Here is a 23,690-nt window from a genome sequence, read left to right on the forward strand (position 1 = left end):
TCCTGGGGGCCTGAACGCCGCCCCACAATGCACGTGAAAATTCCTGTTGACGCCGTGCAGCAATATCGACACAATAGCGCTCCTTCGACGCAGGTCGAACGGAATCTGCGGGAATAGCTCAGTTGGTAGAGCGCAACCTTGCCAAGGTTGAGGTCGCGAGTTCGAGTCTCGTTTCCCGCTCCAGATTCAAGAAAACGCTCCCGAAAGGGGGCGTTTTTCGTTTGTCACACCGGTTGCACCACCGCCGCGCTAGCGTGCCTTGCCGGGCAGGGCGCTGCACCAGGTCAGGGCATCCTGCCGGTCGAAACCGGGGCAGCGGTTGTCCCGCCGGATGTAGACGTAGGGAACGTCGTCTTCGTAGGTGAAGTGGTAGTAGTAGGTCCGGTCCTTTCCGTACAGCCAGTAGTTCGACGAGCCCTGGTTGATGGCATTTGGCTCGAACGTGAAGATCGAAGATTCACGGGGGATGAAGTTGCTGCGCTCCATCAGTAGCAGCATGGCGTTCGAGACCAGTGGGGTGGTCAGGACGAGCACGATCACGCCGACAGTCACTGTCGTGATCGAGCCAATCAGTAGCCAGCGACGTTGGTGTTTCACGGGCAGGCAGCACCGAAGTAGGGCAGTGCCGCAATGTGCAATACGCCGTGAAAGTCGTCCAGTGTTCCGTTTCGAGAACGCGCTGAAAGCGTGGTGAAAGGCTGGGGCGGCATTGCCTGAACCGCACGCCTGTTGTGACCTTTTTCGGACCAATTCTCCATGTTCGCTCCACAATCGCACGGTAGCCTTCATGCTCCTTCTACACGTTGGCGGGCTGGTGGTCAGGCGTATCACTTCAGTGGCAGTGCCCAGGACCGGGCGCGGACTCACCCTGCATGCAGTGCTGCGCCCTGGTGCGTTGTTGGCAAGCCTGGCCCTGGCCGGTTGCATGTCGGTGACTGTTCCGGACCTGCCTGACCGCACGCCCAGCACCTGGACCCAGGTGCCGCAGGGCCAGGGCGTGGCAGTGGACGCCAAACAGTGGTGGAAAGTGCTGTCCGACCCGGCGCTGGACGGCTTGGTCGATCAGGCCATCGCCGGCAACCTCGACCTGCAGCAGGCCACGCTGCGCCTGCAGGCCGTTCGGATCGTCGCCGGCACTTCGGACTCGCGTTTCCTGCCGGAAATCTCGGCCAGCGCCAAGCAGGTGCAGGACGCCGCCGCAGTCGATACCTACTTCCATGCCGGCATCGAAGCGATCTGGGACCTGGGCCTGTTCGGTGCCGCCGAGAGCGCGCAGTTGAGCGCGCAGGCGTCGGCCGGTAATGCCGAGGCGCTGCGCAATGCCGCACAGGTGGCGGTGATTGCCGACGTGGTGCGCAGCTATCTGGACCTGACCGTGGCACAGGCCCAGCAGGACCTGCTGGCCCGGCAGCAGACCGTGGATGACCGCGGCGAACAACTGGCGCTGGTCCGCCAGCGCCTGCGCCTGGATGAGCCGGGCGAGCTGGACCGCCTGCGTGCACGCCAGGCGGCCACCCGCGCGGCCACGGCGCAGGCCCGCGAGAATGCGGACAACGCTGCCCGTGCGTTGGCCCTGCTGCTGGGCCGCGATGGCCCGGATCCAGCCTGGCGCGCCTATCGCACGCCGCCGAAGCTGGGTGCGTTCTCGCTGCAGCAGGTGCCGGCCGATCTGCTGCGTCATCGCCCGCAGATTCTGCTGGCCGAATCGGAAGTGATGCAGGCGGCGGCCAGCAAGGGCTCCGCACGTGCCGCGATGTATCCGCGGGTCAGCCTCGGCGGCTCGATCCTGTACGCGTACAACCTCACCCAGAACGCCCGCTCCAACTCCGACTCCAGTCCCTCGATCGGCCCGTACATCGATATCCCGCTGTGGGATTGGGGCCAGCGCCGCGCGCGCTTCAATGCCGATGAAAAGCAGCTGGATGCCGCGTTGCTCGGTTATCGCAAAGCGGTACTGGAGGGCGTGAGTGAAGTAGAGGGCGCGCTGGGCAGCCTGGCGCGGCAGGACAGCAGCATCCAGTCGCTGCGCGCGGCCAATGATGTTGCCGGCCAGCAGGTCAAGCGACAGGCACGTCAGGTGCAGCTGGGCCTGTCCAGCGAGTTCGATGGCCTGGACACGCAGCGTGCCGCACTGGCTTCGCAGGCGGACCTGATCGGTGCCCAAGGTGCCCGCGTGCTGGCGTTTGCTTCGCTGTACCGCGCCCTCGGCGGCGCACCGCTGCCGGTCGAAGCCGAGGACGCGTCGCAATGATTGCACTGGCCCGCAAGACTCTAGCCTATGAGTGGCGCCGGTTCCTGCCGGTGGTACTGGCGATGTGCTTCGCTGGCGTGCTGCTGATCGTACAGGCGGCGCTGGTACTGGGCATCTTCGGTACCGCCGCGATCTACGTGAAGGCGTCATCCGCCGATATCTGGGCCGGCTTTCCCGGCACCCAGAGCGTGAACTACGGCCATGCAATCAGCGCGGACGTGGAAAGCCACCTGCGTATGGACCCGGATGTCACCCGCGTCGAACCCTACGAATGGGTCGATGGCGAATGGCGTTCCAGCGCGCAGGGTACCGGCAACGTGTCGGTGTACCTGTCCGGCATCTCCACCCAAGGCGACGCGATGATGTTCGCGCGCATCCTGCCCGCCGACCTGCGCGCGCAGCTGCGCGAGCCGGGCGCGGTGATCGTCGACAGCGCCGATCTGGATACGCTGGGCGTGGACCTGCAGAACAACCGTGCCTGGATCAACGGCAAGGCAGTGCGTGTGGTTGCCGCACAACCGGGCCTGCGTGGCCTCGGTGGCGTCAACGTGCTGGCCTCGCTGGATACCGCGCGCGCCATCGCCGGTACCGACCCGCATGAGGGCAGTACCTATTTCGTGGCGGGCCTGCGCTCGCCGGACCTAGCCAGCGGCGTACGTGATCGTCTGGCCGCGTCGATGGGGCGGGCCACGCCGGTCGAGTTCTGGACCGCACCGGAGTTCGCCAGCCGCTCGCAGCAATACTGGCTGTTCGATACCGGTGCCGGCATCGCAGTGCTGTTCATGGCGGTCATCGTCTGCTTTGTCGGCGCGGTGATCACCAACCAGTCGTTTGCTTCGGTGGTGGCCGGTTCGGTGCGCGAGTACGCCACGCTCAACGCACTGGGTGCCGGGCGCTATGCGCTGGCGCGGGTGGTGTTCGAGCAGGCATTGCTGATCGGCGGCGTGGGCATGTTGCTGGCGGCGGCGTTCAGCACCGTCGTGCTGTTGATCGCACAGACCCAGCGCGTGCCGGTGCAGCTGACGCCGATGGTGATCATCGGTTGCGTAGCACTGGTCGCGGTGATGGCCATGCTCTCCAGCATCATGGCGGTACGCAGTGTCGTCCGCTCCGATCCATCGTTGCTGCTGCGTTGAGGACCGGCCGATGACTTCTACACGCGCCGTCGCCCCGACCCTGCAGGCCGATGCATTGGAAAAGGGTTTCATGTCCGGGGATGTGCAGGTGCCGGTGCTTCGCGGCCTCTCGCTGGACATCTACCCCGGTGAGCTGACCCTCGTGTCCGGTCCGTCTGGTTGCGGCAAGAGCACGCTGTTGTCGTTGCTGTCCGGCCTGTCCGCGCCCGACGGTGGCCGCGTGCACGCACTCGGCCAGGACGTGGGCCACATGACGCGCAGCGAAGTGGAGCGCTTCCGCCTGCACCATGTCGGCTTCGTGTTCCAGGGCTTCAACCTGTTCCCGGCGCTGACTGCACTGGAACAGGTGCAGCTGCCGCTGGGCTATCGCGGCATGAGCAATCGCGAAAGCGAACCGCTGGCGCGCAAGGCATTGGACGAGGTCGGCCTGACCCATCGCAGCCACATGCGTCCGGCGCAGTTGTCCGGTGGCGAGAAGCAGCGCGTGGCCGTTGCCCGCGCCTTCGCCAAGTCGCCGACGCTGATCTTCGCCGACGAACCGACCAGTGCGCTGGATGCCGAGAATGGCCAGCGCGTGATCGACATCCTGCATCGCTACGCACGTGCGCATGGCGCCACCGTGCTGTGCGTGAGCCACGATCCGCGCCTGATCCGGCATGCCGATCGGGTGATCGCCATGGAAGACGGCATGGTCCGTGATGACCGCCGCCAGAACGAAACTGTAGAGTCCGCCCCATGACCAAGACGTCGCACCTGCTTCCCCTCAGCCTGGCCCTGTCCGCGGCATTGCTGCTCGGCGCCTGTTCCAAAGAGGCGCCCGCCCAGGCATCCGCCGGTAAGGCCAGCACTGCTGCCGCCGACAAGGTCGCGGTCGCGCGCGGCATCATCGACGTCGAGGGCGGTTTGATCGCGCTGGCACCGCCGGTGGATGGCTCGATCACTGCCGCGCCGGTGAAGGAGGGCGCCACGGTGAAGAAGGGACAGCTGCTGCTGTCGCTGGATGGCGCCCTGCTGCAGCAGGAGGTGGCGATGGCCACTGCCGATCTCGCCTTGGCCAATGACCGTCTGAAGGGCAGCCAGGCGCAGCTGCGCGAACTGGAGCGCAATGCGACCCGCCTGTCCACCGGCGCCAGCGAAGGCGTGTCGTCCAACCAGCAGGCCGATGCAGCCAGGCAGCAGCTGGCCGGTGTGCGCGCCGATGTCGACGTGGCCGGTGCGCAGGTCGACATGGCCCAGCACAAGCTGGAGCACGCGAAACTGAAACTGCAGCAGATGTCGCTGAGCGCACCGGAGGCCGGCACCGTGGTCGGCCAGGTGCCGGGACTCGGTGCATTCGTGCAGGGTGGCAAGCCAGCGATCTCGCTGCTGCCGGCACGCCCGCTGCAGGTGCGTGCCGAACTCAGTGCTGCCTACGCCGATGCCGTGCAGGTGGGCATGAAGGCCACCGTGGTGCCGGACAGCGATGGCGCTGAAAACACCGGCTCACTGCCACCCGCACGCGTGGTGCGCATCAGTCCGGTGTTCGCGCAGGCGCGCCTGCCCGAAGACGCTGGGCGTGGCGTGGCCAAGGTGGTGGAGTGCGTGCTGGAGTTCGACGGCGCGGCCAAGGCGCGGTTCGGCCAGCATGTGCGGGTGGAGTTCCGGAAGTAGGCGCTGGCCTCAGTTCCCGAGCCAGCGTCGCAGGCGAGGCCAGAGTGAGGCCGGCACAACCACGAGCAGTGCCAGCAGCAGGATGGCGCTCATGCCGAGCAGCCAGTTCGAATGGACGTCGCGCACGGGGGATTGATGCATGGCAGCCAAGCCCCATAGGACGTTCCACCCCAGCCATGGAATGAGGCTGATCAGGATCCGCAGCCACAGGCGGCGGAACCGCCATGGCCGCACAGCCAGGCCCAGCGCTGTCATTTCCACGAGGACGATCAGCGCGAACGTGATCACCGAGCCGATGGGATAGGGCAGTGTCCCGGACTCGGTGTGACGCAGTTGCCAGTAGTCTGGCTTGAAGCCGGCATGGATGAGTGCGCAGACGAGCAGCAGCCACACAACCAGTGCGAACTGCCAGAAGCCTCTTGATGCTGCAGGGGGCTGGGAAGAGGATTTCATCTACTGGGCCAGGTAACCCTGCCGCTTCCAGAAGTTCATCGCGAACGCATCATCTCTCGCGAAGTAGGGGGCTTCTCCGCTCAGCAGGTCAGCATTCGCACTGCGCATTTCCCTCGCGCCACGCTTGTAGATACGCAGTGCGCCTGCCAGTTCAGCCCCTCCAACGGGGTCCAGCTGAGCCGGAGAGTCCTCCAGATCCTGGTCGGCCTTGTAGCGGATTCGGACGCGCTCACTGCCATCCATGCAGGTTTCAACGTCGAAGTAATAGCTCTCGATCACGCTTGTGCCGTCAGGCTGATTCAGTTCGCGAGACAGGCGAAGTGTGGGCTCCACTGGATCTGGTCCCTGCTCCTGTTGGCGAAATGCCGCATGACAGTGACCGATCCAGAATCCGCAACGGTCATCATCGTCATAGTTGTCGTAGGGCTTGCAGATCTCCAGCGCAAGAAGATCCTTGATCTCGCTCGCTGGAATAATCTCCGCGGTCCAATGGCGGCTGGACGCCCCTTCCTGCAGAAATTGCCAGGCTTTTAGGACGAGTGAAACGTGGGCGGGCGGGATCTCATGCGCTTCCACTCGCGCCCATTCGCTCTGGTCGCTATTGACATCACTGCAGATGTAATTCCAGAGACCCCAGCCAGTCTCGGGCCTTCGTCCCTTGAGGCGATCAATTATTCCGACAGATGTCTCAACCCGCTCCATGACGAAGCGTGCGGCGATATTCCTTGATGGGTCTTCCATCTGCATGATGTAAGAGGGGGCACCAGCATCATCGATGTCCGCTCGTACTTGAAGTGAGAGGCCGTCACGATGGAAATCATAGCCGCAGATATTCATCGGAAGCATGTCCTCGGCGCAGATCCGCAGGAAGTTGTCTGGACTGATAGTGCCGTCGCCAAAAAGATTCACTGTGCATAGCAGCGGGTCCGGCGCTGACAGGCCCTCCGCACGGATGACGCTCTTTCCGGCAGTGAGCCTTTCCAGCATGGCTCCCGCGTCCAATGACCAGAAGCTGTCCGGATCCTCGGATTCGCGTGACAGACAGTCGGGTTCGATGATCTGCTCAATTCCGTCGTCAGTGATGGCTTCGTCGTCCATCCGACGCACGCAGTGAACCGAGCCATCGAATTGCATGGAGTAGTCGGTTTGAATGAGAACCGCCGCCTCGGTGTTCCCAACGACGTGCAGTTCCCCGTGGTTGTAGTCGCCCCAGAACAGCTCGCGGACCCGTAGGTTGCCGCCTACGCGGATTTCCTGCCCGCCGACGATGGCATTGGTTGTCGTCAGGTCGCCCGAGACAAGCAGTCCGCATGCGCCGTCGGTTTCAAGGCTATGAACATGGCGTGCGATCTCTGCATTGCCGCGAACCAGGATGAAACGGATGTAGGCACCAAGGTCCTCTTCCCGCCACGGGCCCAGCGGGTCGTCGAGATCCAGTGTGTCCAGCTTGAGGTCGCCATCAACCAGGAGAACCAACTCATCGGGATCATCCCAGACGTAGTGCTCTGGTGCGTATGTTGAGTCCTGCGGTACCTCAGCCTTTATGTCGGCGTATCGGGCGACCTGAAAGGGGCACTCCGGAGAAAGGTGAGCAACGATTTCCTCAGGTGTCGGTACGGGCGGTTGTCGCATGACGGCGACGAGTTCGCCATGCGACGCTTCACGGAAAAGCTGGAACTCGACAAGCTGGGCCAGTATCGAGAAGTGCACTGGTGCCTCAACCACCTGCAATGAGTCCAGTTGCGCAATGCCTCCCAAACCGAGTGCAGGGAAGAATCCGTAGCAATGTCCCACACCCAACAGACCATGCTTCAGCACTGCTGCATCGAACATTGGATGGCCGTCGTGGCCGATCAAGTCCAACCTCTCGTCAGGGAGCCGGAAGACAGAAGTTGCGCCTCCGCCGATATCACCCGGCGAGAATCTGCCCTCCGTCAATCGCCTGCAGAGGATTGAGCCGCTCAAGAGATCGATCTGGCCCGGACCGTACTGTGCATGCACGAAGTAGATGGTGCCGAACGCAGAGTAAGCGTAGGCGAGTGTGTCCTCTGGAGCGAGATCCGGATCGTGCCGTAGCACCAGCTCCATCACCATTGCGAGATCCTGCGGATGGCAGAGCTGGATTCGGCCGCTTCTGAAGACTGATCGGCCGCGTCGGATCAGAAGGTCGTGAAGTGCTGCTGGCAGTGCATTCTCGAGTGCGTCTGCTTCTGCGTTGCTGAGGGGTCGAGAAATCAGGTGGTTCGACTGCTGCATGGACGGTCCTGGATCGACAGGAGGTCATTGCGGGCGTGTAGATAGGAACGTTGCCGGCGCTGTAGACCTCGGGTCAGGTACTGTCCGTCACCGATCTACTGCGAGGCCATACAACTAGTCTGAAAACTGCGGAACGGGCGGATGTGCCTTCAGCGTTCGGGGCTGAACGTCATTGGCTACTTTGATCCAGCACTGTTGGCAGGCGACCGCCGAAGTCTTCGCCACGCACTCAGCAGCGACACCACGCACAGTGCCAGCAGCAGCCCCACGTCCAACAGCAGCAACCACAGCAGGTGCATTCCCTGCACCGGTGGTTGGTGCATCGCCGACAGCAGCCATGGTACCGACCAGGCCAGCAGCAGCAAGAAGGCGATCAGCAGGCGCAGCCACAGTCGCCCCAGTTTCCAGGGCTGCACGATCAGTGCAGCAACCACCAGCTCGACGGTGCTCAGCAGCGCGAACACGATCACGGTGCTGGTCGGGTAGGGCAGTGTGCCGCCTTCCAGGTGGCGCAGCAGCCAGTAGTCCGGCGTGAAGCCGGCATTGACCAGTGCGGCGATCAGCGCCAACCAGGTCAGTGCGACCAGCAGCCAGAACAGGCGGATGTAGCGCTCAGGCATGAGGGGCGTCCGGTGCAGGAAGTGCTGTGCCGCGTGATGCAAAGCGCAGGGTGGCGAAGATCGCGGCCAGTGTCAGCAGGCCTGGCCCGACGGTGAAGTACGCCATGCGCAGCGGGTGGTTGTGCATCAGCGTCCAGGTCGCGAACGCCAGCGGAACCGCCAGCACCAGCAGCTTGGCGAAGAGCGGCCGCAGCACCGCGATCATTGGCTGGGCGCCAAGGAACATCCAGAACAGGTAGAACTGCGCGATGCCCAGGCTGATGTCGCGATGGGAGGTGAAGCCGAAATGGTCGCGATACCAGTTCATTCCCAGTGGAATCAGCGCCCAGTACAGCAGGGCCACCAGCAGATGCAGCAGCAGGGCGATCAGCAGGGGCTTGCCACGAAGGAACATGGGCGTACCGGACCGGGCGGGGCAGCGTACCCCAGTGCGGGCGCCGCTGACTGCGTCGCGTGAAGACTGTTGACGACGTGAAGGAATTTGGACACAATAGCGCTCCTTCGACGCAGGTCGGAGAATCTGCGGGAATAGCTCAGTTGGTAGAGCGCAACCTTGCCAAGGTTGAGGTCGCGAGTTCGAGTCTCGTTTCCCGCTCCAGATTCTACAGGGCCCCGTCAGGGGCCTTGTTTTTCTCCCGCCACGGCAAGGCGGGGCCCGTTGAGCCACAAGGCTTTTCGCGCAGTCAGAAATGTGAAATCGCTGGTGTGTGTTCTGGATTTCCGGTACCATGTCGGCTTATGCGGGAATAGCTCAGTTGGTAGAGCGCAACCTTGCCAAGGTTGAGGTCGCGAGTTCGAGTCTCGTTTCCCGCTCCATGTTCCGACAGGCCCCATCGCGGGGTTTTGTCATGTCAGGGACTTCGTTCCTGGCGCGCAGTACGTTGGCCTCATGGCAGAGTGGCTATGCACCGGATTGCAAATCCGTTTACAGCGGTTCGATTCCGCTTGAGGCCTCCATATTGAAAAGCCCTGACTCCGGTCAGGGCTTTTTCTTTGGGCGCTTTCTGGCCGGTTCCGGTCGAGCCCTCCCATTCATGGGCATGTCACTAGAATCCGCCAACTTCTTCCCTGCCCGTGCTGGCGGCCGGCAGGTCCTTGTCGCCTGGCTCGGCAGCCGTACTCCCCCCACTTCTTGCATCCCGCCGCCATGCATCCTGCCCATCGCCGCCTTCTGGCCCTCGTTCTGAGCACCTGTCCACTGCTGCCCCTGGCCGCATGCGCGTCTGGATCCAACACAGGTCGTCCAGTGGAAGCAGCCCCCGCGGAAGGCCGCTTCATCGCCATCCATGAGAAGGCATCCACCAGGGAAAATCAGGCAGAGGCCCGGCTGTGGAAGGAACGGAAACTGCTCGAGGACTTCGTTGACGCGATGAACAGCTACATCCGCATCCCGCGTGACATCAAGGTCATCGCGAAGGAGTGCGGAGAGTCCAATGCCTACTTCGATCCGGAAACCAGCAGCATCGAGATGTGCTACGAGATGTCCGCGGAGGAGCGTGCGCGCTTTGAGGCGGCGGGCGATGCTGCTGAAGATATCGACAACGCGCTGTACCAGAGCGCGGTGGGTACGCTCTACCACGAGCTGGGCCATGCGCTGATCAGCGAACTGGAGCTGAAGATCACCGGCCGCGAGGAAGACGTTGCGGATCAGTTGGCCGCCTACATACTGACCGCAGACGATGAGTCCAGGGCGTTCCTGGTCACGGTTGCTGATACCTATGTGCTGTCCGCGCAGGAGCAGACCCGTATCGAGGATCTGCCCACGGCGGGCACCCATTCGCTGGACTTCCAGCGCGCCGTGAATTTCCTGTGCTACCTGTACGGCTCGGACGCGGGCACCTTCGGTTATCTGGTGAAGGACGGCACGCTGCCCGAGGAGCGTGCGGAGAACTGTGAGCACGAGTATGGGCAGCTGGTCGATGCCTGGGAGTCGCTGCTGAAGCCGTACCTCAAGCCGGAGTAGAGGGCTGTGCGGCTGGCCTTGCCTTGGCCCGGGTGAGCGGCCGCGGTAACGCATCGCCAGCCACCCCACAGATCGAGGTGCTGGCCGACGCGCTATACGCGCGCAATCGGGCCGCATTCAACACTGCTTGAGGTGGCCGCCAGCGCTGGCGTCTCCGCACGGAAGTTGCGCGCGACCGGTTCGCCCACGCCGGTGTAGTGGCGGAACAGGTAGATCAGCGGCTTCCAGCGGGTCACGTCGATGTGCTGGCTGCCCGCAACGGTGATGTCCTCGTGTGCATGCACGCAGCGGATGCGGCCTTCGGCAATCACGAAGCCCTGGCCATCGTCATCGCTGGGTGCATGCATCGCCATCATCGTGACTTCCACCTGCAGCGGGCATTCGGCAATCGTTGCCGGTGCCACCTGCGCTGAGGGCATGGCACTGAACCCGGCCAGCGCGAACTTGTCGCGCACATGCACATAGCCCATGGCCCGCTTGGCCTCGGGCACCGGATCGCGCCCGGTCGCGCGCGCGATGGCTTCCACCTGCTCGGCTTGTGTGGCTGCTGGGAAGTTCAGCACGCACTCGTTGCGCAGCTGCAGGTTGCGGTAGCCTTGGCCCTGCGTTCCCAGGCCCAGCACGACCCGGTTGCCTAGTGCCCAGAACGAAGACAACGGGCTGATGTTGCTGCTGCCATCGGGATTGAGCGTGGTCATCAGCACCACCGGGGTGCCCGGGTACATGACGGTCGGGGCGATGCGCCGGCGCGGGAAGGAAGGGATCGTCACTGCGGGTCTCACGATTGCGGGACGGCCACTGTGCGGGGTAGCTGCCGGTGGATGCTTCGGCCCGCATCGAACTGTCCGCGTGCCACTGCATGCCACAATGCCGGCATGGTCCATACCTCCGGTTCCCTTGTCAGCGTCGGTGCCCTGGTTGGCGACCAGGCACGCGCGGCCATGCTGCTGCAGCTGATGGATGGGCGGGCCTACACGGCGATGGAGCTGGCCCGCGTGGCAGGAGTGACGCCGCAGACGGCGAGCTCACACCTGCGCAGGTTGGTCGAGGGCGATCTGCTGGTGGCCGTCGCGCAGGGGCGCCATCGCTACCATCGGCTGGCCTCGCACGAGGTTGCCGATATGCTGGAGGGCATCCTGCGCGTTGCCGACCGCACGCCGTCCTGCACCGCTGCGGCATCACGCAGCATGCCGGCGCTGCGCAAGGCGCGCTCCTGCTACCGGCATCTGGCCGGCGTGCATGCGGTGGCCATCGCCGATCATCTGTTGCAGGTGGGGCATGTGCTTCCGTGCGAGGGGCATTGGCAGGTGAGCGCGGGTGGTGCCGACTTCCTGCGAGGGCTTGGCCAGCCGCTGGCCGATGTGTTTCAGCAGCCGCTGGCGGTCAAGCCGGCCCGCTACTGCCGGGGATGCCTGGACTGCACCGAGCGGCGCCCACACCTGGCGGGCGTGGTCGGCGAGGCGATGCTGGACAGCTTCGTGAAGAACGATTGGCTGCGGCGCGTCGAGGCACGGCGAGAGCTGCAGTTGACACCGCCCGGGCGCGAGGCCTTCTGGAGGTTGTTCGGTCTGGCGACCTGAGTCGCGCGATCAATCTCATCCGCCCGCGACATGGCAAGGCGCTATGGTCGAGGTCCAAGCCTCAGGGAGCAGCAATGTCGAGCAGGGACAAGATGGATCGCGGCATGCAGGCAGCAGGCCGACAATGAACAAATCTACTGCGGAAGTCCGCTGGCTGACGTTCCGGTTGATGAACGGCCAGTCGATCGGGCCGGATCAACTGAAGGATGGCTGGGTGACCGCTTCGGAAACCCGCCATTGTGGTGTGCGTCGCGAGTCCATTGAAGGCGCGGGCATGGTCTATGCGCTGTATGGGCCTGCCAACCTGGCCTCACCGCGACGCGCGGAAATGCGCATGCGCGAGTTTCTGATGAGCTCCGGCTACACCTTCACCATGGGCACGCTGGGCGGCTGACGCCGCCCGTCATCGTGGTCACGGACGTACCGTCAATGCCTGGGCGAGCGTCCCGATCGGGCCGCGCGCATCGTGCAGCACCGTGCTGGTCAGGCCCAGGCCCTGGCGGCCGAACGACACAGAAGTGTCAAAACCCAGCCACTCGCCTTCGGGCATGCCGAACAGGTGCGCGGTCAGGTCGAGGTTGGGGAAGGCGATTTCCTTGGGATCGGCGCGCACGGCCATGCCATTGGACAGATCGAACAGGGTGGCTGCACGGGCCAGCGGACTGACCGGTTCGCCGTCCAGCAGTGCGTGCTTTGCGCGCGCCCAGTAGCTGGCGCGTCCAGGCCCTTGGTCGTGTCGGCGGATCTCTACGCTTTGGATGAATCCCCCTGGCCAGACCGTGCCCGGATCCCACGCCGGCATCGACTCCGGTGGTGCAATGGTTGCTAGCGGTGTGCCGGCGATGGTCTCGGTATCGTTCGGACGCATCAGCCAGGCGCGCACGCGCAGTGCCGGCCGGCCGCCATGCTGCAGCGTGGCTTCGACCAGCTCGATGGTGCGACCGCTGCGCAGTACCTGCACGACGGCTTCCATCGCTTCGATAGGGATGGTGCCGAGAATGTCGTAGGACAGGCGCGCGATCAGGAAGCCGTGGCCACGTGCGGTGGCATCGCGCTCCAGATGATGCGCCAACAGGCCGATCGCAGGCGCGATATGTTGTTCGCGGATGTTCCAGGCGCCGCCGGTATGTTCGGTCGGCAGGTAGCGGGTGTCGCTGAGTCGTTCGAAGAAGGCCATCGTGCGCGTTGCTTCAGCAGGAAGGGAGGCGGCAGGTGCTGCACCGGTCCTTGCATCGTAAGCGTTTGGCAACGTGGCGGGCTGAGCCGGCTCCCGCAGGAGCCGGCCGGACGCCGGTCAGGGAGACGGGCAGTCCATTTCGCGGCACATCTTGTACTCGGCCAGACACTGCTCAGAGGTCTTGCCCAGCGGTCCATGTGACGTGCGCAGGCACTGCTCGTACTTCAGCGTGCAGAACTCGCAGGATCCTGCTGCGAAGGCCAGGCCGGTCACGGCCATGCCAAGGAACATCATGGTCTTCAAGGTCGTCTTGATCATCACGTCAGTCCTTTGTTCGCCCTTCATTGGGCCAGGCCACCATAGCAGTCCTCATGGCACGCCCCTGATGCGCTGCGGCACGCGATGGGCTCAGTGCTGCACCGCCTTCAAGGCCTCGACCACCTGCGCCTCAGAGAAGCCACAGTGACCTTCGCCCGCCGGCTGCAACACCCGTGGCCGTGGCCGTGCGCCGGCCCGTGCCGCCAACTGCGGGTACACCGCCTGCATGTGCGGCACGATGGTCGGGTCATTGTGGTTGAACTGGATCACCAGCGGTCGCTTCAATGCGCCGGTCAATGCCAGCGTGTTGCGAACGTGCGCCTGCGCCGCAGGCGCGGCAGCGATACGCTGCACGCCGGCGTTGAACGCGGCGTCGTCGCCGAAGCCGCTGTAGATCACGTCGATGTTGCCGACCGGCATGCCGTCGCTGCGCGTGACCAGTTCGTGCAGGACCAGCGCGTGCAGGCTGATCGTGCCGGCCAGTACATCAGGGGAGACCTGCAGCCGCCGCGCCAGCAATGCGGCGTGCGACGGATCGTGCTGCAGTGCAGTGGCAATGCCCTGGTACAACTCGCCCTGCGGCAGCGCCGCCGCCTCGCGCGATACCAGTCCTGCGCCCTGCAGGCCCTCGGCCTTGGGAAAGAAGTAATCGAACGCGACCAGTGTAGTCAGCAGTTCGGTCGCGATCTGTTCGCCACTGAGATTGGCGCCGCAGAGCGAAACACCGCCCGTGTAGTGCTGCGGGAAGCGTTCAAGGGTACTGATGGCGACAGTACCCCCCATCGAGAATCCGAGCATCCAGGTGTGGCGTACATGCTTGAGTTCAATCAGGGCATGTTGGCGCAGGTGTTCCATGTCGGTGATCGCATCGGCCACCGCCCAGCCCTGGCTTGCATAGGCACTCTGCGCGACCGCGTAGCCCGCAGCCAACAGTGGCGCGGTGCTGTCATTGGCGGCCATCGGCGTAGTGCGAGGCACACCCACCGGTTCGTAGCCATGGGCCAGCATCACCAGGTCGCCGTTCCAGGCTGCCGGCACATCCAGCCGCCAGGGCGCGCCCTGCAGCTCGCCACTGAGCGTGCGTGCCGCCGTGGGCGGTGCACCCAGCAAGACCGTCGATGGCAACAGCAGGCCGAGGGCGAGGGCACATCGAAGCAAGGGGCGCATCGGGGTCGTTCCATGCAGGAATGGCGCCGAGCATAGATGCCAGCGAAACGTTGCGCGCGCTGCACTGCCGCAGGCATTGCCGGTCGACCGTGCTGCGCTCTACGCTGGCGACATGGTCCTGCACACTTCCGCGTCGATTATCCGCATTCCCCTCGGGAAGGCGGGATAGCGCGCGGTCGTCACGGCCATGCAACCCGCCCGGGAAGGCGGGCTGCGCACAGCTCTCTCTCCCGGATATTGGAAACCAGCCTGGAGAGCGTAGATGCACCATCCTTCATCGATCGGCGATGCCCCGATCCTGCACCTGATGTGCGGCAAGATCGGCGCCGGCAAATCCACCTTGTCGCAGCAGTTGGCTGCACAGCCACGCAGCGTGCTGATCAGCGAAGACGCGTGGCTGGCGGCGCTGTATCCCGACCAGATCCATTCCATCGCCGATTACCTGCAGTGCGCGGCAGCCCTGCGCGACGTGCTGACGCAGCATGTACGCGCGATCCTGAAGGCAGGTGTTTCGGTCGTGCTCGATTTTCCGTTCAATACGCCGGCCAGCCGTGAATGGGGCCGCGAATTATTCGACTCGGCCGGCGTTGCCCATCAGCTCCATTTTCTCGACGTTCCCGACCCCATCTGCAAGGCGCGGCTGCGCGCACGCAACGCACGCGGTGAACACCCATTCCAGGCCAGCGACGAAGCGTTCGAGCAGATCACCCGCCACTTCGTGGCGCCTGCGGCGACGGAGGGCTTCGTGGTGATCCGCCATTTGCAGGATGGGTGAGAGTCCGGGGCGGACAGCGCTCAATTGTCCATCACAGGGGCGATTCCGATACGATCTGACGTATTGAACCCTTTCTGCTTGATCCGGAGTGCCGTCATGGTCGACCGTCTCGCCATTCTGCTTGAGCGCTTTTCGGTCACCGCTTCGGTGTTCCATGCGGGTGCGCTGTGCGGCATCAACAGCCTGGAGAGCGAAGATGAGGCCGGCCAGCTGCACCTGGTGCGGCGCGGGCCGGTGCAGGTCAGCCACGGCCAGCAGACCGTGCAGATCGAGGTGCCCAGCCTGCTGCTGTATCCGCGACCGACGCCGCACCGCTTCAGCACCGATCCACAGCATGGCGCCGACATGGCCTGTGCCAACCTGCATTTCGAAGGGGGCCGGCTGAATCCGATCAGCGCTGCGCTGCCCGATTTCATCTGCCTGCCCTTGGCGGATCTGTATGGCGGCCACGCGGCGCTGGAACTGCTGTTCGACGAGGCCTTCGAGCAGCGTTGTGGCCGTGCGGCCATGGTCAACCGCCTGTTCGAGGTGGTGATGATCCAGGTGCTGCGCCAGCTGATGGAAGGTGGCGAGATGCGTGGTGGCCTGTTTGCCGGGCTCGGCCATCCGCGGCTGCGGCTGGCGCTGGTGGCCATGCACGAAGCACCGGCACAGGCGTGGACGCTGGAAGATCTGGCCGACGTCGCCGGGATGTCGCGCAGTGTGTTCGCGGCCAGTTTCCGCGAGGCCATGGGAATCACTCCGGGCCAGTACCTGCAGGGCTGGCGGGTGGGCCTGGCGCAGCAGGCACTACGCCAGGGCAGGCCGCTGAAGCGGATTGCCGACGACGTGGGCTATGGCAGCGAAGCGGCGTTGTCGCGCGCGTTCAAGGCGCACACCGGGCAGTCGCCACGGCAGTGGCGCGGGCAGGCCCGTGCCACTGCGGCCTGAGCCTCAGCCCAGCACCAGCCTGGCCAGCTTCATCCCGCCGAACAGGCCAGCCAGGCCCAGTGCCACCGAGCCGCCGGCATACAACGCCGCCAGTCCGTGCTGGCCCCGCTGCAGCAGCAGGCCGATTTCCAGCGCGTAGGTGGAAAATGTGGTGTAGCCGCCGAGGATGCCGGTGGCCAGCAGCAGGCGAAGCTGCGGTGAGGCGCCATTGCGCATCGCGAAGACCTCGACCACCACGCCCATCAGCAGTGCGCCGCTGATGTTGATGAGGAAGGTCGACCACGGCCACGGGCTGCCGACTGCCACCCGTGCGCCGATCAAGTTGCAGGCATGGCGCAGGCAGGCACCGAGACCGCCGCCAATGAAGACCAGGAAGTAATTGTTCAGAGCTTGCATCGCGTGCCTCGAGTGCGGATTCGCAGGTTCGATGGCGAACGGCGAGGGCAGGCACGACCTGCCCTCGACGAACGCCGGGTTCGTCTTGGCAGGAGCCATCAGCCTTCTCAGGCGGTTATCGGGGGAGCCCCATCCCCATCGTCGCCCATGCTACCAGCGGCGGTGCGCTCACGTCATCGAGGTCATCAGCACGCGGGCGACCTTGCTGCGGCTGAAGCCATCCATCAGCAGCTCGAACGCGAGCAGGTCCAGCGCCGCGTGACGGCGGTGATCGATCTCCAGTCCGTTCTCGGCAACCAGGTGACTGACCAGTTCGTAGGCGTCCTGCCAGACGTCCAGGTGGGCCTGGCTGGGGATGTAGGCATTGCCGGGCTCACCTACGCCGAGCCCGCTGATGCCGTACAGCAGTTCACGCGCGTCCAGCTTGGCCGCATCGGCGATGCGGAACAGCTGTTCGGCCTTCACATGCGAGGGACTGACATGGTCGTTGAGCCAGTTGCTGATGGTTGCCGTCGTCGAATGCGCGGCGCGGGCCAGGTCGGCCGGGCGTGGATGCCCGGCTTTCTTCATGGCGGTGGCGAGTCGTTGGCCGAGAGTATTCATCTATGCAAGCCAGCTTAACGCGTGGAATGCGAAGAATCCTTGTCGCAAGAATAAGGCTGGTTAACAGAAGGACCGGCCATGACCGAATTCTGGAGCAAGGGACAGGTACGTAACCGGTTGGGCTTCCGGACCGACGCCGAACTGGCGCGTTTCTTCGGCATAAGCCGATCCGCAGTGTCGCAATGGCCCAGGGACTTTCCAATCCCGGCATTGCGGCAATACATCCTGCACCAGCGCTATCCGAATCTGTTCCCTGCAACTGAGGCGGCGGAAGGTAAATCCATCTGATCTGCGCCGCATTCTGTCGCATCTAGCACTCTAAGCACTTTTTGTTAAGTATGCTTAGCAACATAGGCAGATTCGATCAATCCGGGTTTGCCGATCAGTGATGTCTACTGGCGAGCGGAGCGGTCGAGGCAGGTCGCGTGTCGGCTTCGGACCATCCGGCGACCCCGTGGGCCCGTATGCAGTTTCGTGAACGATTAATAATTTCGATCACGAATGTCGCCGCATGTAATTGACCTGTCGTGAAATCTATGACTAATTGGCATCAACTGGGCGTGAAGCCCGGGAGTCTTTCAGTAGCACGCAAGTGAGTCGGTAGACCGTCAACAATGCAGAACAAGTCCAACGGAGGTCGTATGGAATACGGCATGCATGGCTTGGCTGAACGGGTACGCCGCGAACTGGAAGCCAGCTATCACAAACACGGATGCGGTCCGGCGTTCTGGGATACCTACCAGCAGGTGCTGGACCGCCTGGTCCCGCAGGGGACCGAGCGTACTGAAGTCACCAATGAAATGGCGTTGATCATCGAGCAGCTGGGCATCGTCCGACGAGCGCAGCTGGTCCCGCCGAACGCCAGCGGGCCGCGTTGATTCAGAGCAGGCGCCAGGCGCCGCAGGCAAGCAGCGCCAGCAGCATTGAAAGCAGGCCCAGGGTCCGCGGTCGCCACCAGCGCCGCGGTTGCCCGGCCATCGACTGTGGACTGCAGTAGCGCACCAGCCCCGGACCGAAGCCGGCCCGGTGCTGTTGCTGTGCGCAGGCTTCCAGGCAGGCGCCGCAGGCCAGGCAATCGGCCTGCGGCCCGTGGCGGATGTCCAGTTGCATCGGGCAGGCGCTGACGCAGGCAGCGCAGTCGGTACAGTCGCCCAGGCGGTTGGCGCTGAAGACGGGCATCGGCCCGGCCAGCAACGGATGCGCAGCACGGAACACGTAGTCCTGCGCAGTTGTTGGATCGAGCAGGCCACGACCGCGGCCGAGCACGCCGCCCAGGCCGGAGGGGCGCGAACCGCGTGGTTCACCCCGACGCGCGTCGTACATCATGCGCGGCGTGTGGGGATCGGTCAGCAACGGCTGCATGCGTGCGAACGGGCACAGCGAGCGGCAGACCTGCTCGCGCAGGAAGCCGGCATTGCCCCAGGTAGCGGCTGCATAGAACAGCACCCAGAACGTTTCCCAACGGCTCCAGCCCGCGTGCGGCAGCGCCGACACCAGTTCGCCGATTGGACTGAACAGTCCGACGAAGGTCATGCCGGTCCACAGTGACAACAGTCCCCAGGCCACCTGCGTGGCGGGGCGCGCCATTGATGCCGGCAGCACGCGGGCCACGGCGCGTGCGATCCAGTCGAAGGCGCGGCGCCACAGTGTCTGCGGGCAGGCGTGGCCGCACCAGATGCGCCCGGCAAGATGGGTGAGCAGCGCAAGGCCCACCGCCAGCGCTGCCAATAGTCCGATCAGTACGCCGACGTCGCCAGGCCACAGCGTCCAGCCGAACAGGTCGAAGCGTCGCGCATTGATGTCCAGCAGCAGGGCCTGGCGACCGTCCCAGCGCAGCCACGGCAGTGCGTAGAACAGCACCAGCAGGGCGGCGCTGAGCGGGCCGCGCCAGTGCCAGTGCCAGGGGCCGGGTGTCGTGGTGCAGTTCGTGCTCATCCCAGCGGCAGCTCGTCGTCGTCGTCGCTCGGCATCGGTCGTTGCAGGTACCAGGTGACTGCACTGGACAGCGCCGTCACTGCCCAGAACATGAAGAAGCCAGCGCTATAGCCAAGCTCGCGGCTGATCGCCGTGCCGGGGAAACTGATCGCCTGCAGGCGCAGCGGGTCGACGAAGGCGAAGAACACCACGCTGGCCACGCCGGCGGCAATGAAGCTGGGCCAGAGAATGGCGCCCCATTGCTGGATCAGTCGCTGGCGGCGGCTGGGAGAGGGTCTGTTCATGCTGTCCCGGTTCGAAAAGTGGGCGGCGCGTATACTTCGCCGGCTGGCGCAGCATCCGCAGGGCATGCTTCCTGCAAGCGTGCCAGCCTAGGTGCAGCGGACTGCGCCGACATTGATCTGGATCAACGGTGGTGATGGCCGGCTGCGGCACACTGCCGGCAAGCTTTGGGTACCCCGATGACCGCAATACCTCCGCCAGCCCTTCCCGTCGCCTCGCCGGAGTTGTGCACCGAGCAGGAAGTCACCCGCCTGGTCCACGACTTCTATGCCCGCGTGCGCGAGGAAGAACGGCTGGGGCCGGTGTTCGGCGCGCACGTCCATGATTGGCCGGAGCATCTGGCGCAGCTGGTCGACTTCTGGTCGGCGATGCTGCGTGGCACCCGCCGCTTCAAGGGCTCGCCGATGTCCAAGCACATGGCCATTGAACTGGACAAGGATCTGTTCGACCGCTGGCTGGTGCTGTTCCGGATCACCACTGCCGAATGCAACAACCCGCCGATGCAGGAACTGGCCAACGATGTGGCCGCACGCATCGGAGACACCTTCTGGAAGCGCTACCAGATGCTGCGCTGGCCGCAGGTCGGCCTGCCGGTGCTGGGGATCCCCGCCAAGGATTGATCTGGGTCAAGGCGGCGCAGGCCGCCCGGCGCGATGCTGGCGCCATGGACACGTTCTCTCCCGCCGCTGGCGGCCTGGCCTGGAATTTCGACCCCGACCTGCTGCGTCGGCACGACCGCCCGGGGCCGCGCTACACCTCGTATCCGACCGCGCCGCATTTCCATGATGGCTTCGACGCACCGGCGTTGCGCCAGGCAATCGCTGACAGCAACCAGCTGGCCCGCGCGCTGTCGCTGTACGTGCACGTGCCGTTCTGTTCCAGCCCGTGCTTCTACTGCGGCTGCAACCGGGTGATCAGCCGCGATCGCGGCCGCGGCCACAGCTATGTCTCGCGCGTGTTGGCCGAGGCCGACCTGCTGGCGCCGCAGTTCGAGGATGGTCGTGAAGTCATCCAGCTGCATCTGGGCGGCGGCACGCCGAACTTCCTCGATGCCGAGGCGATGACCACGCTGATCGAAGGGCTGCGCCGGCGTTTCGACTTCAGCGATTCGTCACAGCGCGATTTCTCCATCGAGCTCGATCCGCGCTTCATCGATACCCGCGACGTAGCGATGCTGGCCCGGCTGGGGTTCAACCGCGCAAGCCTGGGTGTGCAGGATTTCGACCCGCAGGTGCAGGAATCGATCAACCGCGTACAGGGCGTGCAGCAGACGCTGGACATCCTGCGCGCCTGCCGCGACAGCGGCATGCGCTCGGTCAACGTCGACCTGATCTATGGCCTGCCGGGGCAGAGTCTGGAGGGCTTCGGGCGCACATTGGAACTGGTGCTGGCGCTGCGCCCGGATCGTTTGGCGGTCTACGGATATGCGCACCTGCCGCATCTGTTCCGCGCGCAGAAGCAGATCGACGAAAGCCGGTTGCCGTCGCCGGAAGACAAGCTGGCGCTGCTGGGTCTGGCGGTGGAGAGGCTGTCGGCCGCCGGTTACCAGTACATCGGCATGGATCACTTCGCGTTGCCGGAAGAGGACCTGTCGCGCGCGCAGCGTGCCGGCCAGCTGCATCGCAACTTCATGGGCTACACCACCCACGCCGATACCGATCTGCTCGGCCTGGGCGTGAGTGCGATCAGCCACATCGGGGCGACCTACAGCCAGAATCCGCGTGACCTGCCGTCCTGGGAGGATGCGGTGGATCACGGCCAACTGCCAGTCTGGCGTGGCGTGGCACTGAGTGCCGACGATCAACTGCGCGCGGAACTGATCCAGCAGCTGATGTGCCAGGGCGAGGTGGATGGTGCCGTGCTGGGCCAGCGCCATGGTGTCGACTTCGAACAGTACTTCGCCGAAGACCTGCGTTCGGTGCAACGCCTGCAGGACGACGGTCTGGCCGAGTACCGTGAGGGTGTGGTGCGCGCCAGTGAACCGGGACGGCCGCTGCTGCGGCTGCTGGCAATGTGCTTCGATCCGTACCTGCGCGCGGCGCATGAGCAGCCGCGTTATTCGCGCGCGATCTGACGGCTCGCTGCGCTGTGCGTGTGTGGTGCCCGGAGCCGGAATCGAACCGGCATGGGGTTGCCCCCGGCGGATTTTAAGTCCGATGCGTCTACCAGTTTCGCCATCCGGGCCTGCAGCGCGGCGCCGATTGTAGCCCACCTGCCGCACGACGGCTGGATTGCACCGGAGCAGTGACCTGCGGGGACGTGCTTAACTGTTGTGCCTGTTCATGTCATAGTCCCAACCATCGTTCCCAGGGGGGGAGCCACCTGATGTCGCTGCACGCGATTGCCTATGCCAGTGAGGCCCGCGCCGATCTGCAGACAACCGATCTTGACCGCCTGCTGGCCGATGCCACGGCATTCAATCGTGTAGCCGGCGTCACCGGCGTGCTGATGTTCGACGGCACGCGCTTCCTGCAGTACCTGGAGGGTCCGGAAGATGGCATCGATTCGGTGTTCCCGCGCATCCTCAACGCGCGCAGTCATGGGCAGCTGAAGGTGTTGTGCCGCGCCCCGGTTGCGCAGCGTGCGTTCCCGCGCTGGTCGATGGGCACGCGCCGGATCGAAGCGGACCTGCTTGCGCAGATCATCGACGCCGCCTGGCCGGGCTTCCTGCTGGGCAGCGGTGGCTTCGAACGCCTGCGCCAGGCCTGGACCGGTGCTGATGGCGAGCTCGAACCGGCAGCGGTGGCACTGGGGTCCTGAACCGCCTTGGCGGCGGGGGGGCGAGGCCGTTACGCTGTAGTCTTTCCGGCGTGGGTTCCTCCGAGTGGTACAGCGAATGAGCGTATTGGCCGAAGCCATGGCTGCGAACGTGAAGCCTTGCCTGTTGCACAGGGCGTGCCGATGAGTGTGCCTGTTGCAGCGGCCGACGCACCCCGTTTTGCGGTGATCGGCCTGGGCTATGTCGGCCTGCCGCTGGCGGTGGCCTTCGGCCGGCACTGGCCGACGCTGGGTTTCGACATCGATGCCGGGCGCATCGCCGAGCTGCGCAACGGCGTGGATCACACGCTGGAAATGGAAGCCGACGAGCTGGTCACTGCGCAGCTGTTGGAGTACGGCAGTGATCCGGATCTGCTTGACGCGTGCAACGTCTACATCGTGACCGTGCCGACGCCGATCGATGCCTACGAGCAGCCCGACCTGGAGCCGCTGCGCTCGGCGACGCGGCTGATCGCCAGCCACCTGCGTGCCGGCGACCTGGTGATCTACGAATCCACGGTGTATCCAGGCACCACCGAAGAAGTGTGCGTGCCGCTGCTGGAGCAGGGCTCCGGCCTGCGCTTCAACGAAGATTTCTATTGCGGCTACAGCCCGGAACGGGTCAGCCCCGGTGATCGCCAGCGACGCCTGGCCGACATCCGCAAGATCACCTCCGGCTCGACCCCGGGCGTCGCTGCGGTGATCGACGGCCTGTACCAGCGCATCATCGCTGCCGGTACGTTCCCGGCGCCGTCGATGCGCGTGGCCGAAGCGGCCAAGGTGGTCGAGAACATCCAGCGTGACGTCAACATCGCGCTGGTCAACGAGCTGGCACTGATCTTCGACCGGCTCGGCATCGATACCCAGGACGTGCTCGACGCGGCGGGCAGCAAGTGGAACTTCCTGCCGTTCCGACCGGGCCTGGTTGGCGGCCACTGCATCGGCGTGGATCCGTATTACCTGCTGCACAAGTCCGAGAGCGTGGGTTTCCACCCGGACCTGATCCATACCGCGCGGCAGGTCAACAACCGCGTGGGTGAACACGTGGCGACGCGGGTGCTGGCAATGCTGGCCGAACGCGACCGCGCACCGGCGCAGGCGCGCATCCTGGTGCTGGGCGTGACCTTCAAGGAAGACTGCCCGGACCTGCGTAACAGCCGCGCGCTGGAACTTGCGCAGCGCCTGAGTGATGCCGGTGCCCAGGTCGAGGTCAGCGACCCATGGGTGGGTCCCGCCGCATTGGCCGACGAAGGCGTGCAGTGGCTGGCCGAGCCGGCAGCAGGCTGCTACGACGCGGTGGTGCTGGCCGTGGCCCATGCCCACTTCAGGGCGATGGATGAAGCACGGATCCGCAGCCTGCTGGCGCCCGGTGGCCTGGTCTACGACGTGAAATCGGCCTGGCCGCGCAACGTGGTTGATGATCGACTGTAAACCCTGCGGG

Annotated in this window: 28 protein-coding genes, 5 tRNA genes and 1 riboswitch; of the genes, 19 read left to right on the forward strand and 14 right to left on the reverse strand. The window is 64.7% G+C overall.

The window, feature by feature from the left end; genetic code table 11:
* The first annotated feature begins 107 nt into the window (after window positions 1–107).
* Window positions 108–183, forward strand: a tRNA-Gly gene (locus tag AC3ITW_RS07595).
* 66 nt (window positions 184–249) lie between these two features.
* Here the strand turns inward: AC3ITW_RS07595 and AC3ITW_RS07600 are convergent.
* Window positions 250–597, reverse strand: coding sequence for a hypothetical protein (locus AC3ITW_RS07600; RefSeq protein ID WP_041864496.1), 348 nt, complete (start codon window positions 595–597; stop codon window positions 250–252).
* 190 nt (window positions 598–787) lie between these two features.
* On the opposite strand from AC3ITW_RS07600, the gene AC3ITW_RS07605 reads away from it, so the two are divergent.
* Genes AC3ITW_RS07605 through AC3ITW_RS07620 form a run of 4 tightly spaced genes read left to right on the forward strand, consistent with a single transcriptional unit; the run spans window position 788 to window position 5,037 of the window.
* Window positions 788–2,251 (forward strand): efflux transporter outer membrane subunit, encoded by a 1,464-nt coding sequence (locus tag AC3ITW_RS07605; RefSeq protein WP_489390196.1) that lies wholly within the window; start codon window positions 788–790, stop codon window positions 2,249–2,251.
* Complete coding sequence (locus AC3ITW_RS07610; protein WP_489390197.1) at window positions 2,248–3,387, forward strand: ABC transporter permease; 1,140 nt, start codon at window positions 2,248–2,250, stop codon at window positions 3,385–3,387. The genes AC3ITW_RS07605 and AC3ITW_RS07610 overlap by 4 nt, the downstream gene beginning before the upstream one ends.
* Window positions 3,388–3,397: 10 nt before the next feature.
* Complete coding sequence (locus tag AC3ITW_RS07615; protein WP_012510619.1) at window positions 3,398–4,126, forward strand: ABC transporter ATP-binding protein; 729 nt, start codon at window positions 3,398–3,400, stop codon at window positions 4,124–4,126.
* Entirely contained in the window at window positions 4,123–5,037 is a 915-nt protein-coding gene (locus tag AC3ITW_RS07620) for an HlyD family secretion protein (RefSeq protein WP_489390198.1), read from the forward strand. The genes AC3ITW_RS07615 and AC3ITW_RS07620 overlap by 4 nt, the downstream gene beginning before the upstream one ends.
* A gap of 9 nt (window positions 5,038–5,046) precedes the next feature.
* Here the strand turns inward: AC3ITW_RS07620 and AC3ITW_RS07625 are convergent, their stop codons facing one another.
* From AC3ITW_RS07625 to AC3ITW_RS07640, 4 genes are all read right to left on the reverse strand, one after another.
* Entirely contained in the window at window positions 5,047–5,490 is a 444-nt protein-coding gene (locus AC3ITW_RS07625) for a hypothetical protein (protein WP_489390199.1), read from the reverse strand.
* Window positions 5,491–7,746, reverse strand: a complete 2,256-nt coding sequence (locus AC3ITW_RS07630) for a T6SS immunity protein Tdi1 domain-containing protein (RefSeq protein WP_489390200.1) — start codon at window positions 7,744–7,746, stop codon at window positions 5,491–5,493. It abuts the gene before it with no gap.
* 176 nt (window positions 7,747–7,922) lie between these two features.
* A complete protein-coding gene (locus AC3ITW_RS07635) occupies window positions 7,923–8,366 on the reverse strand; it encodes a hypothetical protein (protein WP_489390201.1) in 444 nt (147 codons plus the stop codon).
* Window positions 8,359–8,760, reverse strand: a complete 402-nt coding sequence (locus AC3ITW_RS07640; protein WP_489390202.1) for a hypothetical protein — start codon at window positions 8,758–8,760, stop codon at window positions 8,359–8,361. Before AC3ITW_RS07640 ends, AC3ITW_RS07635 begins: the two co-directional genes overlap by 8 nt.
* A 128-nt stretch (window positions 8,761–8,888) precedes the next feature.
* Here AC3ITW_RS07640 and AC3ITW_RS07645 point away from each other — a divergent pair.
* From AC3ITW_RS07645 to AC3ITW_RS07660, 4 genes are all read left to right on the forward strand, one after another.
* Window positions 8,889–8,964, forward strand: a tRNA-Gly gene (locus tag AC3ITW_RS07645).
* Window positions 8,965–9,106: 142 nt separating this feature from the next.
* Window positions 9,107–9,182 (forward strand) — tRNA-Gly (locus AC3ITW_RS07650).
* Window positions 9,183–9,249: 67 nt separating this feature from the next.
* A tRNA-Cys gene (locus AC3ITW_RS07655) sits at window positions 9,250–9,323 on the forward strand.
* 289 nt (window positions 9,324–9,612) lie between these two features.
* Window positions 9,613–10,329 (forward strand): DUF4344 domain-containing metallopeptidase, encoded by a 717-nt coding sequence (locus AC3ITW_RS07660; protein ID WP_489390203.1) that lies wholly within the window; start codon window positions 9,613–9,615, stop codon window positions 10,327–10,329.
* A 92-nt stretch (window positions 10,330–10,421) separates the two neighbouring features.
* On the opposite strand, the gene AC3ITW_RS07665 is transcribed toward AC3ITW_RS07660, so the two are convergent.
* Complete coding sequence (locus tag AC3ITW_RS07665; protein ID WP_232054028.1) at window positions 10,422–11,099, reverse strand: flavin reductase family protein; 678 nt, start codon at window positions 11,097–11,099, stop codon at window positions 10,422–10,424.
* Between the two features lie 105 nt (window positions 11,100–11,204).
* Between AC3ITW_RS07665 and AC3ITW_RS07670 the strand changes: the two genes are divergently transcribed.
* On the forward strand, window positions 11,205–11,909 hold the full coding sequence (locus tag AC3ITW_RS07670; protein ID WP_012510625.1) for an ArsR/SmtB family transcription factor: 705 nt from the start codon (window positions 11,205–11,207) through the stop codon (window positions 11,907–11,909).
* Window positions 11,910–12,033: 124 nt separating this feature from the next.
* The gene (locus AC3ITW_RS07675; protein WP_012510626.1) at window positions 12,034–12,303 is read left to right on the forward strand and encodes a hypothetical protein; all 270 of its coding nucleotides are present in this window, start codon (window positions 12,034–12,036) and stop codon (window positions 12,301–12,303) included.
* Window positions 12,304–12,321: 18 nt separating this feature from the next.
* On the opposite strand, the gene AC3ITW_RS07680 is transcribed toward AC3ITW_RS07675, so the two are convergent.
* The 3 genes from AC3ITW_RS07680 to AC3ITW_RS07690 form a co-directional block, all read right to left on the reverse strand.
* Window positions 12,322–13,086 carry a thioesterase family protein gene (locus tag AC3ITW_RS07680; protein WP_012510627.1) on the reverse strand — a complete coding sequence of 255 codons (765 nt, stop codon included), beginning with the start codon at window positions 13,084–13,086 and terminating at the stop codon, window positions 12,322–12,324.
* A gap of 117 nt (window positions 13,087–13,203) precedes the next feature.
* Window positions 13,204–13,404: a hypothetical protein gene (locus tag AC3ITW_RS07685; protein ID WP_012510628.1), complete on the reverse strand. Its 201-nt coding sequence runs from the start codon at window positions 13,402–13,404 to the stop codon at window positions 13,204–13,206.
* 90 nt (window positions 13,405–13,494) lie between these two features.
* Window positions 13,495–14,571 (reverse strand): alpha/beta hydrolase family protein, encoded by a 1,077-nt coding sequence (locus tag AC3ITW_RS07690; protein ID WP_012510629.1) that lies wholly within the window; start codon window positions 14,569–14,571, stop codon window positions 13,495–13,497.
* A 262-nt stretch (window positions 14,572–14,833) separates the two neighbouring features.
* On the opposite strand from AC3ITW_RS07690, the gene AC3ITW_RS07695 reads away from it, so the two are divergent.
* Window positions 14,834–15,346: a P-loop nucleotide/nucleoside kinase family protein gene (locus AC3ITW_RS07695; protein ID WP_012510630.1), complete on the forward strand. Its 513-nt coding sequence runs from the start codon at window positions 14,834–14,836 to the stop codon at window positions 15,344–15,346.
* Between the two features lie 96 nt (window positions 15,347–15,442).
* Window positions 15,443–16,276, forward strand: coding sequence for an AraC family transcriptional regulator (locus AC3ITW_RS07700; protein WP_489390204.1), 834 nt, complete (start codon window positions 15,443–15,445; stop codon window positions 16,274–16,276).
* Window positions 16,277–16,279: 3 nt separating this feature from the next.
* Here the strand turns inward: AC3ITW_RS07700 and crcB are convergent, their stop codons facing one another.
* Window positions 16,280–16,672 (reverse strand): fluoride efflux transporter CrcB, encoded by a 393-nt coding sequence (gene crcB / locus AC3ITW_RS07705; RefSeq protein ID WP_012510632.1) that lies wholly within the window; start codon window positions 16,670–16,672, stop codon window positions 16,280–16,282.
* Window positions 16,673–16,754: 82 nt separating this feature from the next.
* Window positions 16,755–16,818, reverse strand: a riboswitch (Fluoride riboswitch).
* A gap of 22 nt (window positions 16,819–16,840) precedes the next feature.
* Entirely contained in the window at window positions 16,841–17,242 is a 402-nt protein-coding gene (locus AC3ITW_RS07710; protein WP_012510633.1) for a helix-turn-helix domain-containing protein, read from the reverse strand.
* Window positions 17,243–17,353: 111 nt separating this feature from the next.
* On the opposite strand from AC3ITW_RS07710, the gene AC3ITW_RS07715 reads away from it, so the two are divergent.
* On the forward strand, window positions 17,354–17,563 hold the full coding sequence (locus AC3ITW_RS07715; RefSeq protein WP_489390205.1) for a helix-turn-helix domain-containing protein: 210 nt from the start codon (window positions 17,354–17,356) through the stop codon (window positions 17,561–17,563).
* Between the two features lie 353 nt (window positions 17,564–17,916).
* Window positions 17,917–18,153, forward strand: a complete 237-nt coding sequence (locus AC3ITW_RS07720) for a hypothetical protein (RefSeq protein ID WP_012510634.1) — start codon at window positions 17,917–17,919, stop codon at window positions 18,151–18,153.
* Between the two features lies 1 nt (window position 18,154).
* Here the strand turns inward: AC3ITW_RS07720 and AC3ITW_RS07725 are convergent, their stop codons facing one another.
* Together AC3ITW_RS07725 and AC3ITW_RS07730 are read right to left on the reverse strand one after the other, a co-directional pair.
* On the reverse strand, window positions 18,155–19,210 hold the full coding sequence (locus AC3ITW_RS07725; protein ID WP_489390206.1) for a 4Fe-4S dicluster domain-containing protein: 1,056 nt from the start codon (window positions 19,208–19,210) through the stop codon (window positions 18,155–18,157).
* Window positions 19,207–19,494 carry a hypothetical protein gene (locus tag AC3ITW_RS07730; protein WP_004152793.1) on the reverse strand — a complete coding sequence of 96 codons (288 nt, stop codon included), beginning with the start codon at window positions 19,492–19,494 and terminating at the stop codon, window positions 19,207–19,209. Before AC3ITW_RS07730 ends, AC3ITW_RS07725 begins: the two co-directional genes overlap by 4 nt.
* A 177-nt stretch (window positions 19,495–19,671) precedes the next feature.
* Here AC3ITW_RS07730 and AC3ITW_RS07735 point away from each other — a divergent pair, with 177 nt between their 5' ends.
* Window positions 19,672–20,112 carry a group III truncated hemoglobin gene (locus AC3ITW_RS07735; protein WP_100434400.1) on the forward strand — a complete coding sequence of 147 codons (441 nt, stop codon included), beginning with the start codon at window positions 19,672–19,674 and terminating at the stop codon, window positions 20,110–20,112.
* Window positions 20,113–20,156: 44 nt separating this feature from the next.
* Window positions 20,157–21,566, forward strand: a complete 1,410-nt coding sequence (hemN, locus tag AC3ITW_RS07740) for an oxygen-independent coproporphyrinogen III oxidase (protein WP_004152795.1) — start codon at window positions 20,157–20,159, stop codon at window positions 21,564–21,566.
* A gap of 23 nt (window positions 21,567–21,589) precedes the next feature.
* On the opposite strand, the gene AC3ITW_RS07745 is transcribed toward hemN, so the two are convergent.
* A tRNA-Leu gene (locus AC3ITW_RS07745) sits at window positions 21,590–21,676 on the reverse strand.
* A gap of 141 nt (window positions 21,677–21,817) precedes the next feature.
* Here AC3ITW_RS07745 and AC3ITW_RS07750 point away from each other — a divergent pair.
* Window positions 21,818–22,252: a BLUF domain-containing protein gene (locus tag AC3ITW_RS07750; protein WP_004152797.1), complete on the forward strand. Its 435-nt coding sequence runs from the start codon at window positions 21,818–21,820 to the stop codon at window positions 22,250–22,252.
* A 141-nt stretch (window positions 22,253–22,393) separates the two neighbouring features.
* A complete protein-coding gene (locus tag AC3ITW_RS07755; protein ID WP_032969501.1) occupies window positions 22,394–23,680 on the forward strand; it encodes a nucleotide sugar dehydrogenase in 1,287 nt (428 codons plus the stop codon).
* Window positions 23,681–23,690: the final 10 nt, after the last annotated feature.

The organism is Stenotrophomonas sp. KH_052 (genome assembly GCF_057838755.1).